16 protein-coding genes are annotated in these 23,060 nt (G+C 75.6%); 6 read left to right on the top strand and 10 right to left on the bottom strand.

Translation table 11 applies throughout. The features are described from left to right. On the top strand, positions 1–134 hold a 134-nt coding region (locus Cph01nite_RS19360; protein WP_203674144.1), incomplete at its 5' end, for a polymorphic toxin type 17 domain-containing protein. 18 nt (positions 135–152) lie between these two features. Beyond that, the gene (locus Cph01nite_RS11090) at positions 153–443 is read left to right on the top strand and encodes a hypothetical protein (protein ID WP_203674123.1); all 291 of its coding nucleotides are present in this window, start codon (positions 153–155) and stop codon (positions 441–443) included. A gap of 623 nt (positions 444–1,066) precedes the next feature. Here the strand turns inward: Cph01nite_RS11090 and Cph01nite_RS11085 are convergent. The 7 genes from Cph01nite_RS11085 to Cph01nite_RS11055 all read right to left on the bottom strand — a co-directional run bounded on the left by Cph01nite_RS11085 (position 1,067) and on the right by Cph01nite_RS11055 (position 16,620). Next, on the bottom strand, positions 1,067–3,799 hold the full coding sequence (locus tag Cph01nite_RS11085) for an FtsX-like permease family protein (protein WP_203674121.1): 2,733 nt from the start codon (positions 3,797–3,799) through the stop codon (positions 1,067–1,069). Then, a complete protein-coding gene (locus Cph01nite_RS11080) occupies positions 3,796–7,098 on the bottom strand; it encodes an FtsX-like permease family protein (RefSeq protein ID WP_203674119.1) in 3,303 nt (1,100 codons plus the stop codon). Before Cph01nite_RS11080 ends, Cph01nite_RS11085 begins: the two co-directional genes overlap by 4 nt. A 1-nt stretch (position 7,099) precedes the next feature. Beyond that, positions 7,100–7,822, bottom strand: a complete 723-nt coding sequence (locus Cph01nite_RS11075) for an ABC transporter ATP-binding protein (protein WP_203674116.1) — start codon at positions 7,820–7,822, stop codon at positions 7,100–7,102. Continuing rightward, the gene (locus Cph01nite_RS11070) at positions 7,819–8,847 is read right to left on the bottom strand and encodes an ABC transporter ATP-binding protein (RefSeq protein ID WP_239069198.1); all 1,029 of its coding nucleotides are present in this window, start codon (positions 8,845–8,847) and stop codon (positions 7,819–7,821) included. Before Cph01nite_RS11070 ends, Cph01nite_RS11075 begins: the two co-directional genes overlap by 4 nt. 17 nt (positions 8,848–8,864) lie before the next feature. Next, a complete protein-coding gene (locus Cph01nite_RS11065) occupies positions 8,865–11,633 on the bottom strand; it encodes an FtsX-like permease family protein (protein ID WP_203674114.1) in 2,769 nt (922 codons plus the stop codon). After that, positions 11,630–14,986 (bottom strand): FtsX-like permease family protein, encoded by a 3,357-nt coding sequence (locus Cph01nite_RS11060; protein ID WP_203674112.1) that lies wholly within the window; start codon positions 14,984–14,986, stop codon positions 11,630–11,632. Before Cph01nite_RS11060 ends, Cph01nite_RS11065 begins: the two co-directional genes overlap by 4 nt. Before the next feature lie 194 nt (positions 14,987–15,180). After that, positions 15,181–16,620, bottom strand: a complete 1,440-nt coding sequence (locus Cph01nite_RS11055; RefSeq protein WP_203674110.1) for a class II fumarate hydratase — start codon at positions 16,618–16,620, stop codon at positions 15,181–15,183. A 144-nt stretch (positions 16,621–16,764) separates the two neighbouring features. Here Cph01nite_RS11055 and Cph01nite_RS11050 point away from each other — a divergent pair, with 144 nt between their 5' ends. The 4 genes from Cph01nite_RS11050 to Cph01nite_RS11035 are packed head-to-tail and all read left to right on the top strand — an operon-like array spanning position 16,765 to position 21,128. Beyond that, the gene (locus tag Cph01nite_RS11050; RefSeq protein WP_239069197.1) at positions 16,765–18,048 is read left to right on the top strand and encodes an extracellular solute-binding protein; all 1,284 of its coding nucleotides are present in this window, start codon (positions 16,765–16,767) and stop codon (positions 18,046–18,048) included. Beyond that, positions 18,045–18,995, top strand: coding sequence for a carbohydrate ABC transporter permease (locus Cph01nite_RS11045; protein ID WP_239069196.1), 951 nt, complete (start codon positions 18,045–18,047; stop codon positions 18,993–18,995). The genes Cph01nite_RS11050 and Cph01nite_RS11045 overlap by 4 nt, the downstream gene beginning before the upstream one ends. Continuing rightward, complete coding sequence (locus tag Cph01nite_RS11040) at positions 18,992–19,825, top strand: carbohydrate ABC transporter permease (protein WP_203674106.1); 834 nt, start codon at positions 18,992–18,994, stop codon at positions 19,823–19,825. Before Cph01nite_RS11045 ends, Cph01nite_RS11040 begins: the two co-directional genes overlap by 4 nt. Before the next feature lie 28 nt (positions 19,826–19,853). Then, the gene (locus Cph01nite_RS11035) at positions 19,854–21,128 is read left to right on the top strand and encodes an ABC transporter ATP-binding protein (protein WP_203674105.1); all 1,275 of its coding nucleotides are present in this window, start codon (positions 19,854–19,856) and stop codon (positions 21,126–21,128) included. A 14-nt stretch (positions 21,129–21,142) separates the two neighbouring features. Here the strand turns inward: Cph01nite_RS11035 and Cph01nite_RS11030 are convergent, their stop codons facing one another. Genes Cph01nite_RS11030 through Cph01nite_RS11020 form a run of 3 tightly spaced genes read right to left on the bottom strand, consistent with a single transcriptional unit; the run spans position 21,143 to position 23,054 of the window. After that, complete coding sequence (locus Cph01nite_RS11030; protein WP_203674104.1) at positions 21,143–21,814, bottom strand: carbonic anhydrase; 672 nt, start codon at positions 21,812–21,814, stop codon at positions 21,143–21,145. After that, entirely contained in the window at positions 21,811–22,764 is a 954-nt protein-coding gene (locus Cph01nite_RS11025) for a carbohydrate kinase family protein (protein WP_203674103.1), read from the bottom strand. The genes Cph01nite_RS11030 and Cph01nite_RS11025 overlap by 4 nt, the downstream gene beginning before the upstream one ends. Continuing rightward, complete coding sequence (locus tag Cph01nite_RS11020; protein ID WP_239069195.1) at positions 22,761–23,054, bottom strand: exodeoxyribonuclease VII small subunit; 294 nt, start codon at positions 23,052–23,054, stop codon at positions 22,761–22,763. The genes Cph01nite_RS11025 and Cph01nite_RS11020 overlap by 4 nt, the downstream gene beginning before the upstream one ends. Positions 23,055–23,060: the final 6 nt, after the last annotated feature.

Genomic DNA, 23,060 nt, shown 5'->3' with positions numbered 1-23,060 from the left:
ACCGGTTTGGAAACGAATGGATCAATGGTCCAGCCCGGACGCCCGAAGATCCCATCGAGTGGGACGTCCAGCTTTCCGATCGTGGACGCTTCTCGATTGGATGGCTTTCGGATCTCATGTTGATGAGAGACTAGAGGGTGGATGACGCATAGATGACCAGGTCCGAACCGGCGATATTCGACATCGTAGTCGTCGACGAAACGGAGGAGTCTCTCGAACTCGAGATTGCGGGCGCGGAGGCTGTGGTACTAGGGATATCAGAGGATGAAGTGACGAACGAGAAGTGGTTCGCCGTTCAGGTAGAGGGCTTGGATGTGGTGATGCTCCCTGCAGGCACGCTGACGACGACCGGTCGTTCAGTGCCACGCACCGCAATATACTCAGGAGAGACACTTCGCGTATCACCGGATGGGGCCGTCGTTCAGCACGAGCCAGAATGCTAGCGACGACCTGAAGACGGCGCGTAGCGCCAAGACTTGGCATCACATCGGGTCGTCATCGAAGCCACCGAAGGTGCACCGATGATCGGTGTCACGTCAGAATGACTGCTTGAGCCCGCATGCTGGGCATCACGGTCCGAGTCGTGCCAGCGCAGTGACGACGGTCGCGGCGCCCGTCAGGATTCACAAGTGCGCCCACGACCCCTGCACCCCATCTCGATGTTGCTCGCGGACCCGGGAGACTGGCTCCGCTGGCGCCCTCGTAGCCGCCGCTGGCGCCCTGACCGCAGAGCTCAGCGCTGAGTCAGCGTCAGGGAGCGGGTGTGTCGAGCCGTGCCGGGGCGCCGTGCTCCGAGATGTGCGCTTGGCTCAGGTGGAGCGCAGCACGCGCTCCACCATCCAGGACGACCGGGTCCTATCGGGGTCGTTGCGACCCCGCTCCCGTGGGGTGGATCTGGTCGTCCCAGTCCACCGGCACGTCCACCGCACCCCGACGACCGCCGGCACGTGGAGGTCGTCCGGCCCTGACCCGCGCCCGTCGAGCCCTCCGGAGAACGGCGGCGCATCGCCCGAGCACACGAGCGTGGGCTGGATCGACCTCTCGCGGGTGCACGGGTGGGGAGGTGTCAGCGGGCGCCGACGCGGAGGACCTCGCCCAGGCGCTGGCGTCGGCGCACGGCCTGCTCGACCGTCACCGCGACCACCAGCGCGACGACGAGCGCGCCGGCCGCGAGCAGCACGGGCCACCACGTCGGCGTCATCGGCACGTCCCCCGGCGCGGCCGTCACCCAGCGCAGCCCCAGCGTCCCGCCCACGAGGGCGGGCAGCGCGAGCCCGATGGCGGACCCCCCGACCAGGCCACCCACCACCAGCGGCGCGAGCTCCCCGAGGGTCGCCCACCGGGCGGTCCGGGCGTCGAGTCCCAGCGTCCGCAGCGTCGACAGCGTGCGGCCGCGCTCCCCGGACGTGGCCACCACCACCAGGGCGAGCCCGACCACCGCGAGCAGCGCGAGGGCCCCGACGGCCGCCAGCAGGAGCGTGGTCAGGGCCGTCGGCAGCGGGGCCCGCGACCACGCGCGCCACCACCCCTCGGCCGTCGTCACGGTCACCTCGGACAGGTCGGCGAGGCGCAGGTCCGTGGCGGCCCGCTCCGCTCCGGGACCGGCGACCCACGCCCGCGTCGCGGGGACCTCCCGCGAGGACGCGGCGAGCAGGACCTCGCGGTCGACCACCACCACACCGTCGTCCAGGGACAGCGTGGCGTGCGCGGCCCGCACGTCCACGGGGGGTGCGCCGCGGTCGGGGACCAGCGTCGTGGTCCCTCGCACGTCGAGCTCGACGTGGTCGGCCAGGACCTGCAGGAGGGTGGTGTCGGCGGTCCCCGCGCGGGCGAGCAGGTCGGCGGTCACCAGCGCGGGCACCCGGCCCGCGGTGGCGTCGGCGAGCCCGGCCAGTCCGGGGTCGACGGGCAGGCCGCGGGCCTCGCGCACGGCGGCCAGCGCGGCGGTGTCGACGGCGAGCACCGTGGCGGTCAGGCCCGTGCCGCGGCCGTACGCGCGGTCCTCGATCTGCGCGCCCGTCGCCACGGCCTGCACCCCGTCGGCCCCGGCGAGCTGCGCGAGTGCCTCGCGCGCGGCGTCGGTGCCGAGCGGACCGTCGAGGCGCAGGTCCGCCCCCACGAGCTGCGCGGCGGCGACCCGCTGACCGTCGCGCACGTGCTGCACCAGCCCCCCGGCGAGGACCATGAGCGCGACGGCCACGGTGACGGTGACGAGGGGGAGCAGCGCGGTGGCGGCCCGCTGTGCGCGCGTCACCGCCAGCGGTGCGGCCAGCCCGCGGGAGCGGGACGCCCACCGCGCCGCAGCGCGCACCACCGTGGGTGCCACACGCACGACGACCAGCGAGGCGGCGACGGCGAGGAGGAACGGTGCTGCCGGGAGCAGCGGGTCGGACGCCGGCGGTCCGCTCGGCACCAGCCCCCGGCCGCGCAGCGCCAGCAGCGCCGTGACCGCGACCGCCACGGCCAGGAGCTCGAGCACCAGGCGCCGTGCGCGGCGCAGCCCGGCCAGGCGTGCCCGCTCGCGGCGGTCCGCCGGAACCCGTCGGCCCGCCCACGCCCCCGCGGCCGCGCGCACCGCGAGCACGGCCGGCGCGACGGCGGCCACAGCCGTCACGACCGCGGCCGGCCACGGCGGGCCGGTCGGCCCGCCCAGCCAGACCGTCACGACGACCCCGGCGACGAGCACCGCGACGAGCGCGGTCGGCAGCGACTCCACAGCGCTGCGCAGGGCCACCGAGGCGAGCGAGGCCCCGCGGGCGCGCTCGGCCGCCAGGTGCGTGCGGCGGCGCTCGACGAGCAGGGCGGCGGCGAGCACGAGGCAGCACGCTGCCGTGGCGCCGACGCCGGCGACGACGAGCGAGGCCTGCGCGCGCACGGCACCGGCGTGCGCGTCGAAGGCGTCGACGAGCTGGGGGAACCCGCTCGCGAGACGGGGCTCGACGACGAGCTGCGCGACGAGGTCGCGCCGCAGCCGGTGCGCGTCGGCGACCGTGAGGTCCGCGGCGTCCACGAGCGCGACCGCCGGTCCCGGCAGCCGGTCCGACCCGAGGACCCACGCCATGTCGTCGCGCGCTGCGGGTGGCACGTACAGGGCGACCGTGGCCGCCGCCCCACCCGGCGCTGCACCCTCGGCGGGGCCGAGCAGGTCGGGCACGGTCACCCACCGGGGGTCGCCGGGGTCGACGGGCTCGTAGAGCCCCGTGACGTGGGCGAGGTGGACGGTGTCGCGGCGGGCGATCTCGATCGTCACCGGCCCGGCGGACGGGTCGACGCCGAGGTCCCGGGCGGCGTCGACGCTCAGCCCGACCTCGACCTCGCGGTGGGTCTCGACGGCGACGAGGACGGCCGCGGGCTCGCGGCCCACGGTCCATCGGACCGGGGCCGACGGGTCGGACGGCGTCTCCAGGGTGACCAGCCGGGTCGTGAACTCCGCCCCGGCCCCGCTCGCCGTGAACGGCGGCGACGCGGACACTGCCGTCGCGGGCAGCAGACCCGGCAGCCTGCCGTCCAGCCAGACGGCCTGCCGGAACGTGGCGGCGAACGGCTGGGTGGGGTCCCCCCGGTCCAGGGGCGCGACCACCTGGACCGCGGCCCCGGCGCCGGCGTTCGCCACCGACGCCCGCAGCGCCTCGTCGGCCGTGCGCTCCAGCAGCACCGGGGCGGCCAGCACCGCCAGCAGCGCCGAGGTGAGCAGCAGCGCCGTGCCGGCCAGGAGGCCGGCGTCCTGCCGGGCCCGGCGGCGCGTGACCAGCAGCGCGTCACCCCCGGTCGCCCGCAGGCGTGCGGTGGTCGTGGTCACCGGTCGTCCCCCATCCGCAGCGCCGCACCGGACGTGCGGCGCACACCCACCAGCGCGACCAGCGCGACGACGCCGCACGCCCCGAGGACGACGGCGAGCGTGCGCAGGGTCTGCGCGCCCCACCCCCACACCAGCCACGGGGCTGGGACGGGGGTGCGCCCGTCGGGCGACATCGTCAGCAGCGGCGCCACGACCGCCGACAGCCCGTAGCCCGCCGCGAGCCCGGCCGCTGCCCCGACGACGACGAGCAGCGCACCCTCGGCGAGCAGGCCGCCGACGAGCCCGGGGCGGGAGGCGCCGAGCGCCTGCAGCCGCGCCAGCTCGAGGCGCCGTGCCCGCAGCGCGGCCGCCGCGACCGCGCCGGTGCCGACGAGCAGCAGCAGCGCCGCGGACCCCGCGACGAGGGACAGGGCCGCCGGCACCGCGACGCCGACAGGCCCCGTCAGCGCGGCCTGCCGCAGCCCGGCCCGGGTGCTCACGTCGGCGTCGGTGTGCGCCTCGGCAAGCCGCTGCACGACGGTGGCCGTGGCCGGGTCCGGCGCGGCGACCCACCACGCGTCGACGAGCGAGGGGTCGCCACCGGCGTCCAGGACGGCACGCGCCAGGGTGGTGCGGTCGGCGAGGACGGCGACGCCGCGCGGTGCGCCGGGGACGTGCTCCACGAGGCGCTCGACCCGCGCGTCGACGGCCACGCCGTCGACGGCGAGGGTGAGGGCCTGGCCGGGGTACACGTCGATGTCGTCGAGGATCGAGCGCGTGACCGCCACCGGCACGTGGTCGGCCGGCGTCCACGCACGGGCCGTCAGGCGGGCGGGCATCATCCGGTACACGTCTATCCACATCTCGCCGGCCAGCCGCAGGGTCGCGCCCCTGGCGTCGGCCGGCGTCCCCTCGGCCGTCGCACCGACCGACGCGCCGTCCTGCAGGACCGCGGCGTCCCACCCGGCGGTCGCCGGCGTCACCGGGGTGCCCTCGACCGTGTGCGCGTCGGCCCCCCGCACGGCGCCGGCCGAGCGCGGCACGGTGCGCAGGTCGGTCAGGGTGAGGGTCAGCGGCAGCGGCTGCCGGATGCCCCGCTGGTAGCTGACCTCGGCGATCTCGGGGGGCGCGGCCTCGACCACGACGTCCGCCGAGACGGCGACGACCCGCAGCGGGCCGACGGCGGGCATCTCGTGCTCGAGGGCGAGGGACTGACGCAGCGGCATCCCGCTCCGGAACGTGGTGAGCACCCCCTGGTCGTCCTCGACGGTCAGGGACACCGACGCGCGTCCCTCGGTGCCCTCCGGGACGTCCACCTCGGCGTCGAGGACGAGCCACTGCGTGTCCACGGGCAGGGGCAGGCCCGCGGCGGCTGCGGGGACGTCGGGCGCCAGGCCGGCGAGCGCCCCGTGCCACGGACGGTCGGGTGCCCCCCGCAGGTCCTGCGGGCGCGTGACGTCGACCGCGACCACCCGGGCCGACAGGCCGCCGACGTTGCCGCGGCGGCCGATCCCCACGACCCGGTCCACGACGGGCTGGCCGTGCGCGCCGGGCAGGCCGGCGACCGCGGCGGCAGCGGCCGCCGAGACCGTCAAGGGGGCGTCCGCGATGTCGTCGAGCCGCAGGTCCGTGCCCGTCGCGAGGTCGACCTGCGCGAGCTGCGAGGTGCGCCACGTCCCCGCGAACGCCGCGCTGAAGGTGCCGGCGACGACCGCCACGACCACCACGAGGACCGTGCCCGAGGCCACCGACGACCGGCGCGCGACCTGCCACGCCGCCAGCGGCACCACCAACGACCTGGCGCGGCCCGCGAGCACGTCCGCCACCCGGGCCACGGGGGCGACGAGCCGCAGCGACACCGTCGCCGCGGCGAGGGTCACCAGCGCCGGGCCGGCGACCAGCACGGGGTCGGCCTGCGGGCCGTCGGCGCCGCCCACGAGCGGGGAGCCGTGGACCACGAGCCGCCACATCGCCAGCCCGCCGAGCGCGAGCAGCGCCACGTCGCCGCCCGCACGGAGCAGGCCCGCGTGCGAGGTCCCGGTGCTGGAGCCCGCGGTGTGCCACGCGGGCACGCACAGCGCGACCGCGAGCACGACCGCCATCACGGCGCAGGAGAGCAGGACGCCGGCCGGCACCCCGGCGCCCACCCGGTAACCGGCGTCGGCCAGGGCACCGGACCGCGTCATCGCGTCCAGCACGGCCCGCCCGAGCCACGGCGCCACCAGCCAGGTGCCGCCCGCGAGCGCGGCCGCCTCCAGCACGACGACCGACCGCAGCTGCCCGGGGGACGCGCCCCGCGCCGCGAGCAGCTCGCTCTCCGTCGCGCGCCGCTCGGCGAGCAGCCGCGCGGCGAGCAGCATGACCGTCGCGGCGAGCGTCGCGAGCAGGATCCCGGTGGTCATGACCCCGGCGCGCGTGACGACGAGCTCGCGCCACGTCGCGTCGATCGTCGCACCGACGTCCGTGCGCAGGCGGCCGCTGAACTGCGCGCCGAGGGTCTCGGACAGGATCGCCGCGCCGTCGCGCACCTGCGCCCGCAGCGCGGCGACGGCCTCGCTGGAGGCGTCCCCGAGCGCCGGGAGCACGGTGACGTACGCGGTGTGCACCCGCTCGGTGCCGCGCAGCGCGTCCGCGTCGACCAGCGCGGGCCCCCACAGGGTCGTCCTCTCGCGACCGATCGTGCCGGGCACGCTGAACCCGCGGTCGACGACGCCCCCGAGCAGGCGGTCCCGCGACCAGCTGCTGCGCGGACCCGTGCGCTCGTGCGTCCCGACGACCACCCACGCGCCGTACGCGGCGGTGCCCCACGGCCGGGCGTCGACCTGGTCCCCGACCTGCCAGCCCAGCTCGCGCGCCGCGAGCGCCGGGACGTTGACCTCGACCCGGCCGGCGTCGTCGGTCGCACGCTGCGGCCACCGCCCGTCGACGAGCTCCACGAGGTCGTCGGTGTGCGGCAGCGCCGACAGGTACACCAGGTGCGGCTGGGCGGGGACCTCGGCCGGCAGGGCGTACAGCGGGCTGGTCAGCCACGTCTCCTCGGTCGTGGGCACGTCACCGGTGAGGCGCGCGAGCCCGTCCCGGGTCGCCGACAGCGCGGTGTCGGTGTCCTCGCCGTCGACCCGCACGGTGGCCTCGAGGCGCACCCGCTCCGGCGCGAGCTGCCCCAGCGCGGCCGGCACGGCGTCGGTCTGGGCGAGGTGCAGCAGCCCGGCCAGGACGCCCACGAGCGTCGTCGCCGTGACGGCGACGAGCGCGACCACGAGCACGACCGGCGCCTGGTCGCGCAGCCGGCCGCGCAGCACGCGGGGACGCCAGGGCATGTCAGGCGTCGACGAGCCGGCCGTCGGCCAGGTGCACCACCCGGTCGGCCAGCGCGACCATCACCGGGTCGTGGGTCGACACGATCGCCGTCATGCCCTCGGCCTCCACCACCGCGCGGATGAGGGCCATGACCGCCCGCCCCGTCTCGGAGTCCAGCTGGCCCGTCGGCTCGTCGGCGATGAGCAGGCGCGGGGAGTTCGCCAGCGCACGGGCGATGGCGACGCGCTGCTGCTGACCACCGGAGAGCTGCCCGGGACGCTGCTGGGCGTGCGGCCCCAGGCCCACGAGGTCCAGCAGCAGCTGCACCCGCGCCTCGCGCTGCGCCACGGGCGTGCGCAGCATCCGCAGCGGCACCCCGACGTTCTCCGCGGCCGTCAGGACCGGGACGAGCCCGAACGTCTGGAACACGAACGCCACGACGTCCCGGCGCAGCGACACCAGCCCCTTCTCGTCGAGGGACGACACCTCGCGCCCCGCCACGACGACACGCCCGGCGTCGGGCCGGTCGAGCCCGCCGATCGTGTTGAGCAGCGTCGTCTTGCCGGAGCCGGAGCGCCCCACGAGCGCCACGAGCTCGCCCGGGGCGACCTCGAGGGACACGTCCTGCAGCGCGTGCACCGCCGCGTGCCCCGAGCCGTAGGTGCGGTCGACGTGCTCGACGAGCACGAGCGGGCCGTCGGCGGCCTGGTCGGGACCCGGCCGGGCCGTGCTGGTGGCGGTCATCGCGCTCTCCGTCCGTGTCCGGGCTGGTCGTCGCGGCCGGTCCGGCCCGCGTGCTCGCCGCCGGGTGCGCCGCGGTCACCGGGGCGCACCGCGATGTGCGACTGCTCGAGCGTCAGGCGCACGCGCCCGACGAGGTCGAGGGTCTCGCGGTAGTCCTGCGGCAGCTGCACGCGGCCGGCGCGGTCGAGCACGGCGAACTCCTCGGCGACCTCGTGCTCGGTGCCGTCGTCGCGGGTCGCGGTGCGGCGCAGCACCTCCGAGCTGGTGCGGCCGTCGCGGATCTCCACCGTGCGCTGCACGTGGTCGCTCACGCTCGGGTCGTGCGTGACGACCACGACCGTGGTGCCCAGGTCCCGGTTGACCGCGCGCATCGCCTCCAGGACGTCGTTCGACGTCGCGGTGTCGAGCTCACCGGTCGGCTCGTCGGCGAACAGCACCCGCGGCGAGTTGGCCAGGCCGACCGCGATGGCCACGCGCTGCTGCTCGCCGCCGGACATCTGGCTGGGCCGCCGGTCCGCGCAGTACGCGACGCCGAGCACGTCCAGCAGGGCGGCGGCCTCGGTGCGCCGCTGCCGGCGCGGGCGCCCCGCCAGCGCCATCGGCAGGGCGACGTTCTCGGCGGCCGTCAGGTACGGCACGAGGTTGCGGGCGGTCTGCTGCCACACGAACCCGACGGTCGAGCGGCGGTACTCGACGCGCTCGCGGGCCGTCATCGTCATGAGGTCCCACTCGGCGACGCGCACGTGGCCGGCGGTCGGCACGTCGAGCCCCGACAGCACGGACAGCAGCGTCGACTTGCCGGAGCCCGACGCCCCGACAACGGCGACGAGCTCGCCCTCGTCGACCAGCAGGTCCAGGCCCTGCAGGGCCTGCACCTCGATCCCCTCGGACTGGTAGATGCGCACGAGGGACTCGCACACGATCAGCGACGTCCGCCCGAACGCCTCGGGACGGGCCCGGGCACGTTCCTCCAGCGTCGCCAGGCTCGTCGCGGGTGCGCCCTGCACCGTCGACCCGTGGTCCATGGCCTGCTCCCTCCTGGTCATCGTTCACCCACCCGTAGCACCTCGCCGAGCCGGTCCCGCCGGCGCACGGCCTGCTCCACCGCGATCGCGACCACGAGGGCGACGCCGAGCGCCGCCACCGCGAGCGCGACCGGCCACCACGTGACGTCCACCGTGACACCTCCCGGTTCCGCCGTCAGGCGTTGCAGCCCCAGCGCGTCGCCGATCAGCACGGGCACCCCCAGCCCGATGACCAGACCGCCGAGGAGCCCGCCGAGCGTGAGGGGCGCCAGCTCGCCCAGCGTCGCCCAGCGGGCGGTCCGCGCGTCGAGGCCCAGCGTCCGCAGGGCCGACAGGGTCCGGCCGCGCTCGCGGGCGGTGGCCACGACGACCAGGACGAGGGCCAGCACCGACAGCGCGGCGAGCGTGGCCGCGGCGGCGAGCAGCAGCGTCGTCAGCGCCGACGTCAGCGGTGCCCGGGACCACGCCTGCCACCAGCCGTCCCGCGTCGTGACGACCACGCCGGAGGACGCGGTGGGCGCGAGACCCGCGGACTCGACGGCCGCGACGGCGCCCGGGCCGCTCACCCAGGCGCGGTCCACGGTCGGCCGCTGGTCGGCGACGGCGGCGAGCACCGCCCGGTCCACCACGACGACCCCGTCGTCGTCGGTCGGCCGGGTCGTGACGCGGGCGTCGAGGGTCGGGGCGCCGCCGTCGGGCAGCAGCTCCGTGGTGCCGCGCACGTCGAGCTGCACGGAGGCGTTGAGCGCGGACATCACGGGCTCGGCGTCCAGCGCCTGCGCGCGCTCCAGCAGCGGGGTGCTCACGAGCGCCGGGACCGTCCCGGCGGGCCCGGGCTCCGCGAGCGCGGCCAGGCCGTCGTCGACCGGGAGCCCGGCGGCCGCCCGCACCTGCGCGAGCTCCGCGGCGTCGACGACGAGCAGCGTGGCGCTCAGCCCGGTGCGCACGCCGAAGGCGCGGTCGCGCACCTGGGCCGCCGTCGCCACCGCGGTGACGCCCGGGTCCGTCGCGATCCGGGCGAGCGCGTCGGCGCCGTTGCCGGCGGTGATCCGCCCGTCGAGCCGCACCGGTGCGCCGACCAGGTGGTCCGCCGCGGCCTGCTGACCCGTGCGGACGGTGTGCACGAGGGTGCCGCACAGCACGACGAGCGCCACGCTCACCGTGACGGTCAGCAGCGGCACGACCGCCGTCGTCGCGCCGTGCGCGCGTGCGACCGCGAGGGGTGCCGCGAGGCCGCGCGAGCGCGCCGCCCACCACCCGGCGGCGCGGACGGCCGCGGGGGACAGGCGGACCACGACCAGCGCGGCCGCGGACGCCACCAGCACGGGGGCCGCCGCGAGCAGCGGGTCGACCTCCCCGGCACCGAGCGGGACGAGCCCGCGACCCCGGACCGAGACGAGTGCCGCGGCCGCGACCACCACGACGAGCGCCTCGACGACGATCCGCCGGGCCTGCCCACGTGCGCGCTGGGCCGCGCGGGCCCGCCGGTCCGCGGGGACGCGCCGGCCGTCCCACGCACCGGCGGCCGTGCGTGCCGCCAGGACCGCCGGCGCGAGCACGGCGACGGCCGCCACGGCCGCGGCGAGCAGCACCGAGCCCCGCCGGTCGGGCAGCGTCACGGCGACGGTCGTGCCCGCGAGCACCAGGGCGACGAGCACCACCGGTGCGGACTCGAGCAGGGCGCGTGCCACGACCGAGTCGATCGACGCACCCCGCGCGCGCTCGGCGGCCAGGAACGGCCGGCGTCGCGTCACGAGCAGGGAGGCGGCGAGCACGAGGCACAGGGCGGCGGCGGTCGCGACGCCGGCGACCACGAGCGACGCCTGCGCACGCGCGGCGGACATGCGGGCGTCGAACGCGGCGACGACGTCCGGCAGGCCGCTGGCGATGGTCGCCGAGCGGGCGGCGCTCGCCTCGACCGCGTCGACGAGCCGGTGGGCGTCGGCGACCGTCATGCCGTCCGTCCGCACCGGCGCCCGTGCGGTCACCGCGACGCCGTTGCGCCCCACCACGTGCACCATGTCGGGGATCGCGTCGAACGGGACGTACGCCGTGGTCTGCAGGGCGGTCGCGGTCCCCGGCGGGGACGTGATCGCCGTGAGGAGACCGGGGTGGTCGCCCCACACGCGGGCGCCCGGGTCGACCGCCTCGTACAGCCCGGTCACGACGACGTGGTCGTAGTCGCCCGTCGTGTGCCGGCGCATGACGAACGGCCCGTCGTCGAGCGTGATGCCGAGCTCCGCGGCGGCGTCGACGTTGAGCCCGACGTGCACGACGCGCGGCCCGTCCCCGTTGCCCCGGTGCTGCTGGCTCTCGGGGACCGCACCCGGCTCCGTGCCCGCGACCCAGCGGACGATCGGGCCGGGCGCGCGGGGCATCCCGACGTGCACGAGGTTGAGCGCGAACGCGCCGACCGGGGTGCGCATGGTGGCGTGCGCCGACGTCAGGGCGACGACCGGCGTCTCGACGGTGTCGCCGAACTCCTGGGCGAGCCACCCGGCGGCCGAGTAGCCCGCGTCGTCGGGGGCCCGCACGGTCCCGGTCACGGGATCGGGCTGGCTGACCGCGACGAGCTCGGCGTCGGCGCCGGCCGCGGTGATCGTCTCGCGCACCGCGAGGTCGGCGGTGCGCTCGACGAGGCGCGGCACGGCGAGCGTGAGGAGCAGCGTCGCGAGCAGCAGGAGGGCGCTGCCGACGAGCAGGCCCCGGTCCTGCCGGGCCCGCCGCCCGGTCACCAGGAGCGCGTCGGCCGTCGCCGCGCGGGCGCGGGTCGCGGTGTCGCTCATCGGTCGTCCCCCAGCCGCAGCAGCGCGCCGGAGGCGCGCCGCACGAGCACGACCGCCAGGAGTGCGACCACGGCGCACGCGGCGAGCACCAGGCCGCCGGTGATGACCAGGGCCGCCCCGTCCTCCCAGGCCGGCAGGGGCGCAGGGACGGGTCGTCGGCCGTCGGGGGAGACCGTCAGGACGGGCGTGACGACCCTCGACAGGCCGTACCCGATCGCCACGCCCGCGAGCGCGCCGACCACGACCAGGACCGTGTGCTCGCCCACCAGGCCACGCACGAGGGACGTCCGCGCGGCGCCGAGCGCCTGCAGCCGCGCGAGCTCGAGGCGCCGGGAGCGGATCGCGGCGGCGGCGCTCGCGCCGAGCCCCACGAGCACGAGCACGAGGGTCGCGGCGCTCACGAGCGACAGGGCCGCGGGCACGGCCGCCCGCAGGGGACCGGCGACGGCGGCCGTCCGCTCCGTGGCCCGCACGGTCGCCGCACCGTCGGTGGCGCGGCCGACCGCCGCGGCGAGCAGCGGTGCGTCGGCGTCGGACGCGGTCAGCCACCAGGAGTCGAGCAGGGACGCGGTGCCGGAGGCCTCGACCGTCCCGCGTCCCAGAGCGTCGCGGTCCACGAGCATCGCCGGTCCGCGCGGCACACCCGGCAGGTACGGCACGACGCCCTCGACGTACGCCTGGACCTGGGCGTCCCCGACGCGGACCCAGAACCGCGCCCCGGGTCGCAGCTGCGCGCGCTCGGCGACGGCCTCGGTGACGAGCGCACGGACCGGGCCGTGCGTGGGCCACGCGTGCGCGACGAGCCGGCCGTTGCCGCCGTCCATCGCGACCAGGTCGAACGAGCCGTCCAGGACGAGGGCACCGGGACCGACGCCCTCGCCCGACGCGTACGGCCCCACGTCGGGTCCGGTGGTCACACCGCGCACGGTCCCTCCGCTGGTGGCGTTGCCCTGCCAGCCGGTGGTCACGAGCTCCACGGGGGTGCCGTGCGTCGGCACGAGCGCCGCGGCCTGCTCCTGCGAGGTCGCCCCGACGGCCCGGTCCACGACGTGGACGTCGTCGACGGCGAGCCACACCTGACCGAGGCGTCCGGTGGGTGCGTCGTCGCCGTCCTCCGCCGGCGCGGTCCCGGACAGCGAGACCACGGCCGACAGGGCGACCAGGCGCAGGGGGCCCAGCGCGCGCGGCACCGCCACGACGACGGTGGTCGGCACGTCGAGGTAGAGCTCCGGGACGCTGAGCCACGCGCGCACGCCCGCCTCGTCCTCGACGGCCAGCACGGGGTGCAGCGAGCCCACCCAGGAGGGGAACGAGCCCGCCGTCATCGTCGCCACGAGCCACTGGGGGTCGCCGGGCAGCACCGTCCCGGCGTCGTCCGCTCCCGGGGCGCCGACGGGAGCCGCGAGGTCACCCACGAGCGTGGCCCAGGGCACCTCCGTGCGGCCCCGCAGCGCCTGCGGGCGTCCGGTGTCGACGGCGAGCACCTGCACCTCGAACCCCGAGCTGCGCTGCTCGGGCCCGAGGGTGCGCCCGACGATCCCCGGGCGGTCCACGACCGGTTGCAGGTGGGCACCGGGTGGGGCGTCCGCCAGGGCCGCGCGGGCGTCGGCCGACGCGGTCAGGTGGTCGCCACGGACGCCGTCGACGCGCGCGTCGGCGCCCACGGCGAGGTCGACCTGCTCGACCTGCGACGTGCGCCACGTCGTGAGGAACGCGTGGGAGAACGTCGCGGCGGACACGGCGAGGACGACGACCAGGGTCGTGCCGGTCGCCGCGGCGAACCGTCGCGAGACCTGCCAGGCGGCGAGCGGGACGACCAGGGAGGTGCTGCGGCGCGCGACGACGTCGGCACCGCGGGCCAGCGGCGCGACCGCGCGCAGCGCCAGGACGGCCGCCCCGAGCGTGACGAGCGCGGGCCCGACGACGAGCACGGGGTCGAGGTTCGCGCCGGACGGCCCGCGGGTGAGGGGCGCGCCGTAGTCGAGCAGCTGCCACAGGGCCAGGCCCGCGAGGACGACGAGCGCGAGGTCGGCCCCCGCGCGGACCAGGCCGGCGTGCGCGGCGGCGCTGGACGAGCCGGTGGTGTGCCAGGACGGCACGACCAGCGACACGGCCAGGACGCTCGCGACGGTCGCGCAGGCGACCCAGACGGACGCGGGGACCCCCGCGGGCGTGCCCAGGCCGGCTGCACCCAGACCTCCGGCGTCGGCCAGCTGCGTGTACGCGGCACGTGCTGCCCACGGTGCGACGGCCACGGTGAGTGCCGCGATCGCCGCCGCCTCGAGGACCGCCAGGGAGCGCAGCTGCGCCGGGGAGGCGCCGCGCGCGGCGACGAGCTCGCCCTCGGCGGCGCGTCGCTCCCCGAGGAGGCGCGCGGCGAGCAGCATCACGGAGGTGGCGAGCACCACGAGCAGCAGCCCCACGACGACGACCCCGACGCGGGTGACCGTGAGCTCACGCCACGCGGCGTCGATGGTCTGCCCGAGCCGCGTGCGCACGAACCCGCTGGAGCCGGCGTCGCGCAGCGCGGCGGACAGCCTGGCCTGCGTGGACTCGAGCTCCTCGCGGACCTGGGTGAGCGTGCCCCGCGCGGCACCCGTCAGGTCGGGCGTCGTCACGACGTGCGCGGTCTCGACGGTGCCGACGCCCAGCAGCGCGTCGGGCGCCACGACCATCGGTCCCCACGCGTCGACGGTGAGCCTGCCGCCGGTGCCGAGCGCGGGGTAGCGGCTGTCGTGACCGGCACCCTTGAGCAGGTCGCGGGACCACGACGCCGAGGAGCCGGTGAGCCGGTGCGTCCCGACGACGACCCACGTGTCGTCCGTCTGGCCGCCGAGCGTGCGGACCGGCAGGACGGTCCCGACCGTCCACGCGTACCGCTGCGCGGCGACGTCGGGCACGTTGACCAGGAGGCGGCCGTCGGCGTCGCGCGCACGGTCCGGCCACGCGCCCGCCACGAGCTCACCCTGCTCCGGGAGCAGGGGCGTGCTCGCCGGGTACGCGACGGGTGCGAGCCGGTCGGTCGCGGGGCGGGGCAGGGACCACATGCGCCCGGTGAGCCACGTCGTGGAGTCGGTGGGGGCGTCGCCCAGGGTCGCGGCGAACGTCGCGTCGGCGGCCGCGAGCGCCGCGGCGGCGTCCTTCTTGTTGACCCGGATGACGGCCTCGAGGCTCACCGCGGAGTCGGGCACGCGGGCGATCGCCGCGTCGACCGCGTCGTTGCTGGTGACGTCGAGCAGGAACGCGAACGTCCCGAGCAGCGTCGTCGCGACGAAGGTGACGACGGCGACGGTCGCGATGACGGTCGCCTGGTCGCGGAGGCGCCCCAGGAGGACCTGCGACCGCCACCCCATGTGCCCTGCCTCTCACCGTGCCACCGTCAGCCGCCCGGGTGCCGGGCGGCTGACGGCGATGCTAGGTGACGCAAAGCCGCAGGTGGGCGGCACCCCAACACCCGTTCGAGTGACAGAAAAGGTTGGGTCGGCTGACGGGTGCATTCACCCGTGCGGGGGCGTCCGGGCGCGGGTCGCCGGACGCCCCCGCGGGCTCAGGCCTGCGGCGGGCGGGTCATCGCGAGCACGTCGAGCGCGGTGTCGAGCTGCTCGAGCGTGAGCTCGCCGCGCTCGACGAAGCCCAGGTCGATCGTCGCCTGGCGGATCGTGACGCCGGCCTTGACGGCGTGCTTGGCGATCTTCGCGGCGTTCTCGTAGCCGATGGTCCGGTTCAGGGGCGTGACGATCGAGGGCGAGGACTCGGCCAGCGCCCGCGCCCGCTCGACGTTGGGCGTCGTGCCCGCGACCGTGCGGTCCGCCAGCACGCGCGACGCGGTGGACAGCAGGCGGATCGACTCGAGGACCGCCGAGGCGATGACGGGGATCTGCACGTTGAGCTCGAACGACCCGGACGCGCCGGCCCAGGCGACCGTCGCGTCGTTGCCGACGACGCGGGAGCAGACCATGAGCACGGCCTCGGGGACGACCGGGTTGACCTTGCCCGGCATGATCGACGACCCCGGCTGCAGGTCCGGCAGCGCGATCTCGCCGAGGCCGGTGTTGGGGCCCGAGCCCATCCAGCGCAGGTCGTTGCAGATCTTGGTGAGGCTGACGGCGATGGTGCGCAGCGCACCCGAGAGCTCGACGAGGCCGTCGCGGGACGACTGCGCCTCGAAGTGGTCCCGGGCCTCGGTCAGCGGCAGGTCGGTGTCCTCGACGAGCAGCGCGATCACCCGCTGCGGGAAGCCGGCCGGGGTGTTGATGCCGGTGCCGACCGCGGTGCCGCCCAGCGGGACCTCGGCCGCGCGCGGCAGCGCCGCCCGCAGCCGCTCGACGCCGTACCGCATCGCCGCGGCGTACCCGCCGAACTCCTGGCCGAGCGTCACGGGGGTGGCGTCCATGAGGTGCGTGCGACCGGACTTCACGACGTGCGCCCACGCGGTCGCCTTCTCCTCGAGTGCTCCGGCGAGGTGCTCCAGCGCGGGTACGAGGTCGCGCACGACGCCCGCCGTGGCGGCGACGTGCACGGAGGTCGGGAACACGTCGTTGGAGGACTGCGAGGCGTTGACGTGGTCGTTGGGGTGGACGTCGCGGCCCAGCAGGCGCGTGGCCAGCGTCGCGAGCACCTCGTTGGTGTTCATGTTCGAGCTGGTGCCCGAGCCGGTCTGGTACACGTCGACGGGGAAGTGCGCGTCGTGGACGCCGGACGCGACCTCGTCGGCGGCCGCCGCGATCGCGTCCGCCACGTCCTGCGGCAGGACGCCCAGCTCGGCGTTGGCGCGCGCGGCGGCCTTCTTCACGCGGGCGAGCGCCTCGACGTGACCCCGCTCGAGCGTGCTGCCCGAGATCGGGAAGTTCTCTACCGCGCGCTGCGTCTGCGCGCGGTAGAGGGCGTGCGCCGGGACGCGCACCTCGCCCATCGTGTCGTGCTCGATGCGGTACTGCGGAGCGTCTGCCCCCGTGGCCGCGACGTCGGGACCGGTCGTGTCAGTCATGGGCTCATCCTTCCACCGCCGCGGTGTCGTGCGCGGGGCCGCGGCCGCGATCGCGCGCTCCGGTGGCGGAACCTCGCACGGCGTAGTCGGATGTCCTCGTCCGGTTCGGTCCTTCCCGACGACGTGAGAGGCCCGGTGACGCTCGTGCGACGACGCGCGGCTCTCCTCGCCCTGGCGCTCGCCGCGCCCCTGGCGGCGTGCGCGACCGCCGAGGCGGGACCGCCCACCCTGCTGTGGTACATCAACCCGGACTCGGGCGGGCAGGCGCGGATCGCCGCGCAGTGCACGCAGGAGTCGGACGGCGCGTACCGGCTGCAGACCGCGCTGCTGCCGCGCGACTCCCCGAGCCAGCGCGAGCAGCTCGTGCGGCGGCTCGCGGCGGGCGACGGGTCGATCGACCTCATGAGCATCGACCCGCCGTTCATCCCCGAGTTCGCCAACGCCGACTTCCTGGCCCCCGTCCCCGACGACGTGGCGCAGGCCGTCACCCAGGACGTCGCCGAGGGCGCCGTCGCGGGCGCGAGCTTCGACGACGAGCTCGTCACCGTGCCGTTCTGGGCCAACACGCAGCTGCTCTGGTACCGCCGGTCGGTCGCCGAGGCCGCCGGGCTGGACATGTCGCAGCCGGTCACGTGGGACCAGGTCGTCGAGGCGGCGGCCTCCCAGGACGTGACGGTCGCGGTGCAGGGCGTGCGCGCCGAGTCGCTCACCGTGTGGGTCAACGCGCTCGTGGAGTCCGCCGGCGGCCACATCCTGGAGAACCCCGAGGAGCAGGACCCGCAGGAGGTCGTCCCCAGCCTCGACTCGGACGCCGGCCGCGTCGCCGCGCAGATCATGGCGGACCTCGCCGCCGCCGGGGTCGGCGGCGCCCAGCTGTCCAACGCGAACGAGGACATCAACGCCTCGATGTTCGAGGGCTCGTCGGCGGGCTTCATGGTCAACTGGCCGTTCGTGTGGCCCCGCGCGCAGGCGGCGGTCGAGGGCGGCAGCCTCGAGCAGTCCGCGCTCGACGACATCGGCTGGGCGATGTACCCCCAGGCCGTCGCCGGCGAGCAGGCGCGCCCCCCGTACGGCGGGATCAACCTGGGCGTCGGGGCGTTCAGCGACCACGTCGACCTGGCCTTCGAGGCGGCGCAGTGCATCGCCGACCCGCAGAAGCAGGCCGAGTACTTCCTGTCCGACGGCAACCCGCCGGCGTCGCTCACGGCGTTCGACGACCCGGAGGTCCAGGACACGTTCCCCATGGCGGACGTCATCCGCGAGTCGCTGCAGAACGCGGCGCCCCGCCCGCAGACGCCGTTCTACAACGAAGTCTCCTCGAGCGTGCAGCGCACGTGGCACCCGCCGGGCGCCGCCTCGCCGGAGACCAGCCCGCGGCGTGCCGACCAGCTCATCGCCGACGTGCTGCAGGGGAGGGCGCTGCTGTGAGCGCGACGACGAGCACCGCGCCCCCGCCGCAGCGGGCGCCGCGGACCCCGCACCGGTCGGACCGTGCGCGGCAGGAGGCCCGCCTGGGCATGATGCTGTGCGCGCCGGCGATCCTCGTGCTCCTCGCGGTGGTCGGCTACCCGATCCTGCAGGCGGTCTGGGACTCGCTGTTCAGCTACAAGCTCACCAACCCCGACGCGCGGTCGTTCGTGGGCCTCGGCAACTTCGTGCTCGTGCTGTCCGACTCCATCTGGTGGCAGGCGCTGGGCGTGACCGTCCTCATCACGGTCGTCACGGTCGCCGTCGAGCTGGTCCTGGGGTTCGCGCTGGCGCTCGTCATGAACAACGCGCTGAGCACCCTGCGGCCCGCGCTGCGCACCGCCATCCTCATCCCGTACGCGATCATCACGGTCGTCTCGGCGTTCGCGTTCCGGTTCATGTTCGACCTCACCAGCGGGTTCATGAACCTGTGGCTCCCGTTCGTCCCCGAGGACCTCGACTGGTTCGGGTCGTTCGGGACGTCGATGGCGGTCGTCGCGCTCTCGGAGATCTGGAAGACGACGCCGTTCATCTCGCTGCTGCTGCTCTCGGGCCTGGCGCAGGTGCCCGGGGAGCTGCAGGAGGCGGCCAAGGTCGACGGCGCGACGTGGTGGCAGCGCATGCGCCGCGTGACGATCCCCAACATGAAGGCCGCGATCATGGTCGCGCTGCTGTTCCGCACGCTCGACGCGTTCCGCATCTTCGACAACATCTTCATCATGACGAACGGCGCCGCCGGCACCGAGTCGGTCGCGTTCCTCGCCTACCGGCAGACGATCCAGCGCCTCGAGATCGGCATCGGGTCGGCGGTCTCGGTGCTGCTGACGATCGCCGTGGCGCTGATCGCCGTGATGTTCGTCAAGGGCTTCAAGGTCAACCTGGCGGGCTCGACGAGGGCGGGACGATGAGCGGACGTTCGACGGCGTGGTGGTGGGTCGGTGCCCTGGCGATCGTCCTGTACTGCATGTTCCCGGTCGCGTGGATCGTGTCCTTGTCGCTCAAGGCGCCGTCCGACCTGGACAACGGCTCGTTCCTGCCGTCGGCCGTGACGTGGCAGAACTACGAGCTCATCCTCACCGGCAGCGCCTCGGAGCTGTTCCTGCCCGCGCTGCGCAACTCCGTGGGGATCTGCCTGATCGCCACCGGGATCGCCGTGGTCCTCGCGGCGCTGTGCGCCTACGCGGTCGCGCGGCTCGACTTCCCCGGCAAGGCGTTCGTGCTCGGGCTGTCGCTCGCGGTCTCGATGTTCCCCGTCATCTCGATCGTCACCCCGCTGTTCAACATCTGGCGGGCGATCGGCCTGTTCGACACCTGGGCCGGCCTGGTCATCCCCTACCTGTCGATCACCCTGCCGCTGTCGATCTGGACGCTGACCGCGTTCTTCCGTGAGATCCCGTGGGAGATGGAGCAGGCCGCGCAGGTCGACGGGGCGACGACCGCCCAGGCGTTCCGCAAGGTCATCGTCCCGCTCGCCGGGCCGGGCGTCGCGACCACCGCGATCATCGCGTTCTTCCTCGCCTGGAACGACTTCGTCTACGGCATCTCCCTGACGTCGACCGAGGCCGCCCGGCCGGTGCCGGCCGCGCTCGCGTTCTTCACCGGGGCCTCCCAGTTCGAGGAGCCGACGGGCGCGATCTCCGCGGCCGCCGTCATCGTCACCATCCCCGTCGTGGTCCTGGTGCTGCTGTTCCAGCGCCAGATCGTCGCCGGGCTCACCCAGGGCGCCGTCAAGGGCTGACCCGCGCACCGCACGAGGGAGGAACGCCATGGCTGCCATCACGCTGAGCCACGTGGTGAAGAAGTACAGCGACGGGTTCGCGGCCGTGAACGACGTGAGCCTGGACATCGAGGACGGCGAGTTCGTCATCCTCGTCGGGCCCTCGGGCTGCGGGAAGTCGACGCTGCTGCGCATGGTCGTCGGGCTGGAGGACATCACCGACGGGGAGATCTCCATCGACGGGGACGTCGTGAACGACAAGGCCCCGCGCGACCGCAAGCTCGCGATGGTCTTCCAGAACTACGCGCTGTACCCGCACCTGAGCGTCTTCGAGAACATCGCGTTCCCGCTGCGCCTCGAGAAGGGCCGGTACTCCGAGGAGGAGGTCCGCCGGCGGGTCGAGAAGGCCGCGTCGACCCTCGAGCTGCAGGAGCACCTCGACCGCAAGCCCGCGAACCTGTCCGGTGGCCAGCGGCAGCGCGTCGCGATGGGCCGCGCGATCGTGCGCGAGGCCCGCGCCTTCCTGTTCGACGAGCCGCTGTCCAACCTCGACGCGAAGCTGCGCGGGCAGATGCGCACGGAGATCGCCCGCATGCAGCGGCGCCTCGGCACGACGACGATCTACGTGACCCACGACCAGACGGAGGCCATGACGCTGGGGGACCGCGTCGCCGTCCTGAAGAAGGGCGTGCTGCAGCAGGTCGCGAGCCCCCGCGCGCTCTACGAGCACCCCGTCAACCTGTTCGTCGCGGGGTTCATCGGCTCGCCGCCCATGAACTTCCTGCCCGGTGAGGTCGACGGGGACGTGCTGCGGCTGCCGCTCGCGGAGGTGCCGCTGACGGACGAGCTGCGCTCGCGGATCGGGGACCGCGACCTCGTCATCGTCGGGCTGCGGCCGGAGCACCTCGAGGACGCCGACACGCTCGACGACGAGACCCGCGGCCACGGCGTGACGTTCGAGGCGGACGTGGACGTCGTCGAGTGGCTCGGCGCCGAGCTGTACGCGTACATCCCCTTCGAGACCCGCGACGACGTCGCCGACACGCTCGCCGAGCTCGACCGCGAGCTCGACGGGGAGAACATGCGCACACAGCTCGTCGCGGCCCTCGGGGCCGAGTCGCACGTGCGCGACGGCGACGTCGCCGAGCTGTGGTTCGACCCGGCGCGGCTGCTCGTCTTCGACCCCGAGTCCGGTGACAACCTCACCTACGACGAGGAGTCGGCGCGCCGCTCCGACGAGGAGAGCGTCGAGGAGCGGCGGCGGGCCACCGAGCGGGCGCGCAAGCGCGCCGACCGGTCGCGCGACCGCGACACGGCCGCCTGACCCGCCGCCCGCCCTCACTCCTGGGGCGGGACGACCCCCATGCCGGCGCCGATGTCCCCGATGACGTGAGACAGGCGCACGCGCCCGTCGGCGAGGGTGTACTCCACCGCGACGACCGCGCAGCGCCCGGCGGCGATCTCGTCCGCGAGCGACACCGAGTACCCGTGCAGCTGGCGGGCGGTGTGCAGCACGTGCTCGTGGCCGAGCGTCGCCGCGTCGAAGGAGTCGAGCGGCCGACCGGTCGCGGTCAGCCCGACGATCGAGGGGATGACCCGGTCGACCACGGCCTGGACGAACCCGGGCGGCACGTTGCCGTGCGTGATCGCGTCGACCGCCGCGGCGACCGCACCGCACGAGTCGTGCGCGAGGACCACCACCAGCGGAGCGCCCAGCACCCCGACCCCGTACTCGATCGACCCGATGACCGTGGTGTCGAGGACGTGACCCGCCGTCCGGACGACGAACAGGTCGCCCAGGCCCCGGTCGAAGATGATCTCGGCCGCGACGCGGCTGTCGGAGCAGCCGAACACCACGGCGAACGGGTGCTGCGCCGCACTCAGCTCGGTGCGGCGGTCGAATCCCTGCGACGGGTGCTCCATGCGGTCCTCGACGAACCGCACGTTGCCCGCGCAGAGCTCGGCCCACGCCTCGGCGGGCGTGCGGGGGGTCGTCGCCGTGGCGTTCATGCCGTGACCTCCGTCGTCGGGTCGAGCTCCTGGGTGGAGGGCGGGTTCGCCCCCGGGCGTGACACCGTGATCGCCGCGATCCGCGCGCAGCGTGCCAGGACCTGCTCGACGGTCGCGCTGCTCACGTCGTGCAGGGCGCCGCGCCGGTCGGCGCCGAGCAGGCCGGCGGTCCACAGGCCGTCGATCAGGCCGCCCATGAACGAGTCGCCGGCGCCGACGGTGTCGGCGACGGTGACCCGCGGGGCGGTGACCGTCAGTCGAGCCCCCGCGGACGTCGTCGCGAACGCCCCCTCACCGCCGTGCGTGACCACGACGAGCGCAGGACCGGACCGGCTCCACGTCTCGGCGATCTCGGCCGGGGCGACGCCGGGCAGCAACCACGCGAGGTCCTCGTCGCTGACCTTGACGACGTCGGCGGCGCGCACCAGTCGCTCCACGACCGGCAGCACGTCGGCGGGGTCGCCCATGAGCGCCGGCCGCAGGTTCGGGTCGTAGGTGAGGGTCGAGACGGCGCGCCGGCTCTCCAGCAGCTCTGCCACGCGCGGCGCGCCGGGCGTCAGCACGGTGGCGATGGACCCGGTGTGCACGACGAGCGCGTCGTCGTCGGCCTCGTCCCACGTGCTCGGCAGGTCCCACTCGAGGTCGAACTCGTAGGTCGCGACACCGGCGGCGTCGAGGTGGGCGGTCGCGACGGGCGTCGTCGCGGGCGACCGGTCGCCGCGCAGCACCGTGACCCCGGCCGACTCCAGGTGGGCGCGCACGAGGTCGCCGCGCGCGTCCGGCCCCAGCCACGTGAGCAGGTCGACGCGGCGGCCCAGGCGCGCGAGGCCGAGCGCCACGTTGGCGGGACTGCCGCCGGGCAGCTCCTCGCGGGACCCGTCGGGCCGGCGGACCGCGTCCACCAGCGCTTCCCCGATCACCAGCGCACGGCCGTGCGTGCTGTCGCTCACCGCTCCTCCTCGTCGGCCGCGTCGGCGGCCCCTGTCGTCCCTGCGTCACCGCGCGCTGCGGCCAGCCGTGCCCGCGCACCGTCGAGCCACTCCTGGCAGCGGGCGGCGAGCGCCTCCCCGCGCTCCCACAGCGCCAGCGACTCCTCGAGGGTGCCGGCGCCGGACTCCAGGCGCGCCACGATCGAGGCGAGCTCGTCCCGGGCCTGCTCGTAGCCCAGGGTCGCGGGGTCGGGCGGGGAGACCCCCGGGTCGTTCGACCCGGCAGGTTCGGTCGTCTCGCGTCGTGCCACGCGCAC

It is taken from the genome of Cellulomonas phragmiteti, from assembly GCF_016862775.1.
In the GTDB taxonomy this organism is placed as follows: Bacteria; Actinomycetota; Actinomycetes; order Actinomycetales; family Cellulomonadaceae; genus Cellulomonas; species Cellulomonas phragmiteti.
Note: the sequence above shows the minus strand (reverse complement) of the source record. Positions and strands in the feature narration are given on the sequence as shown.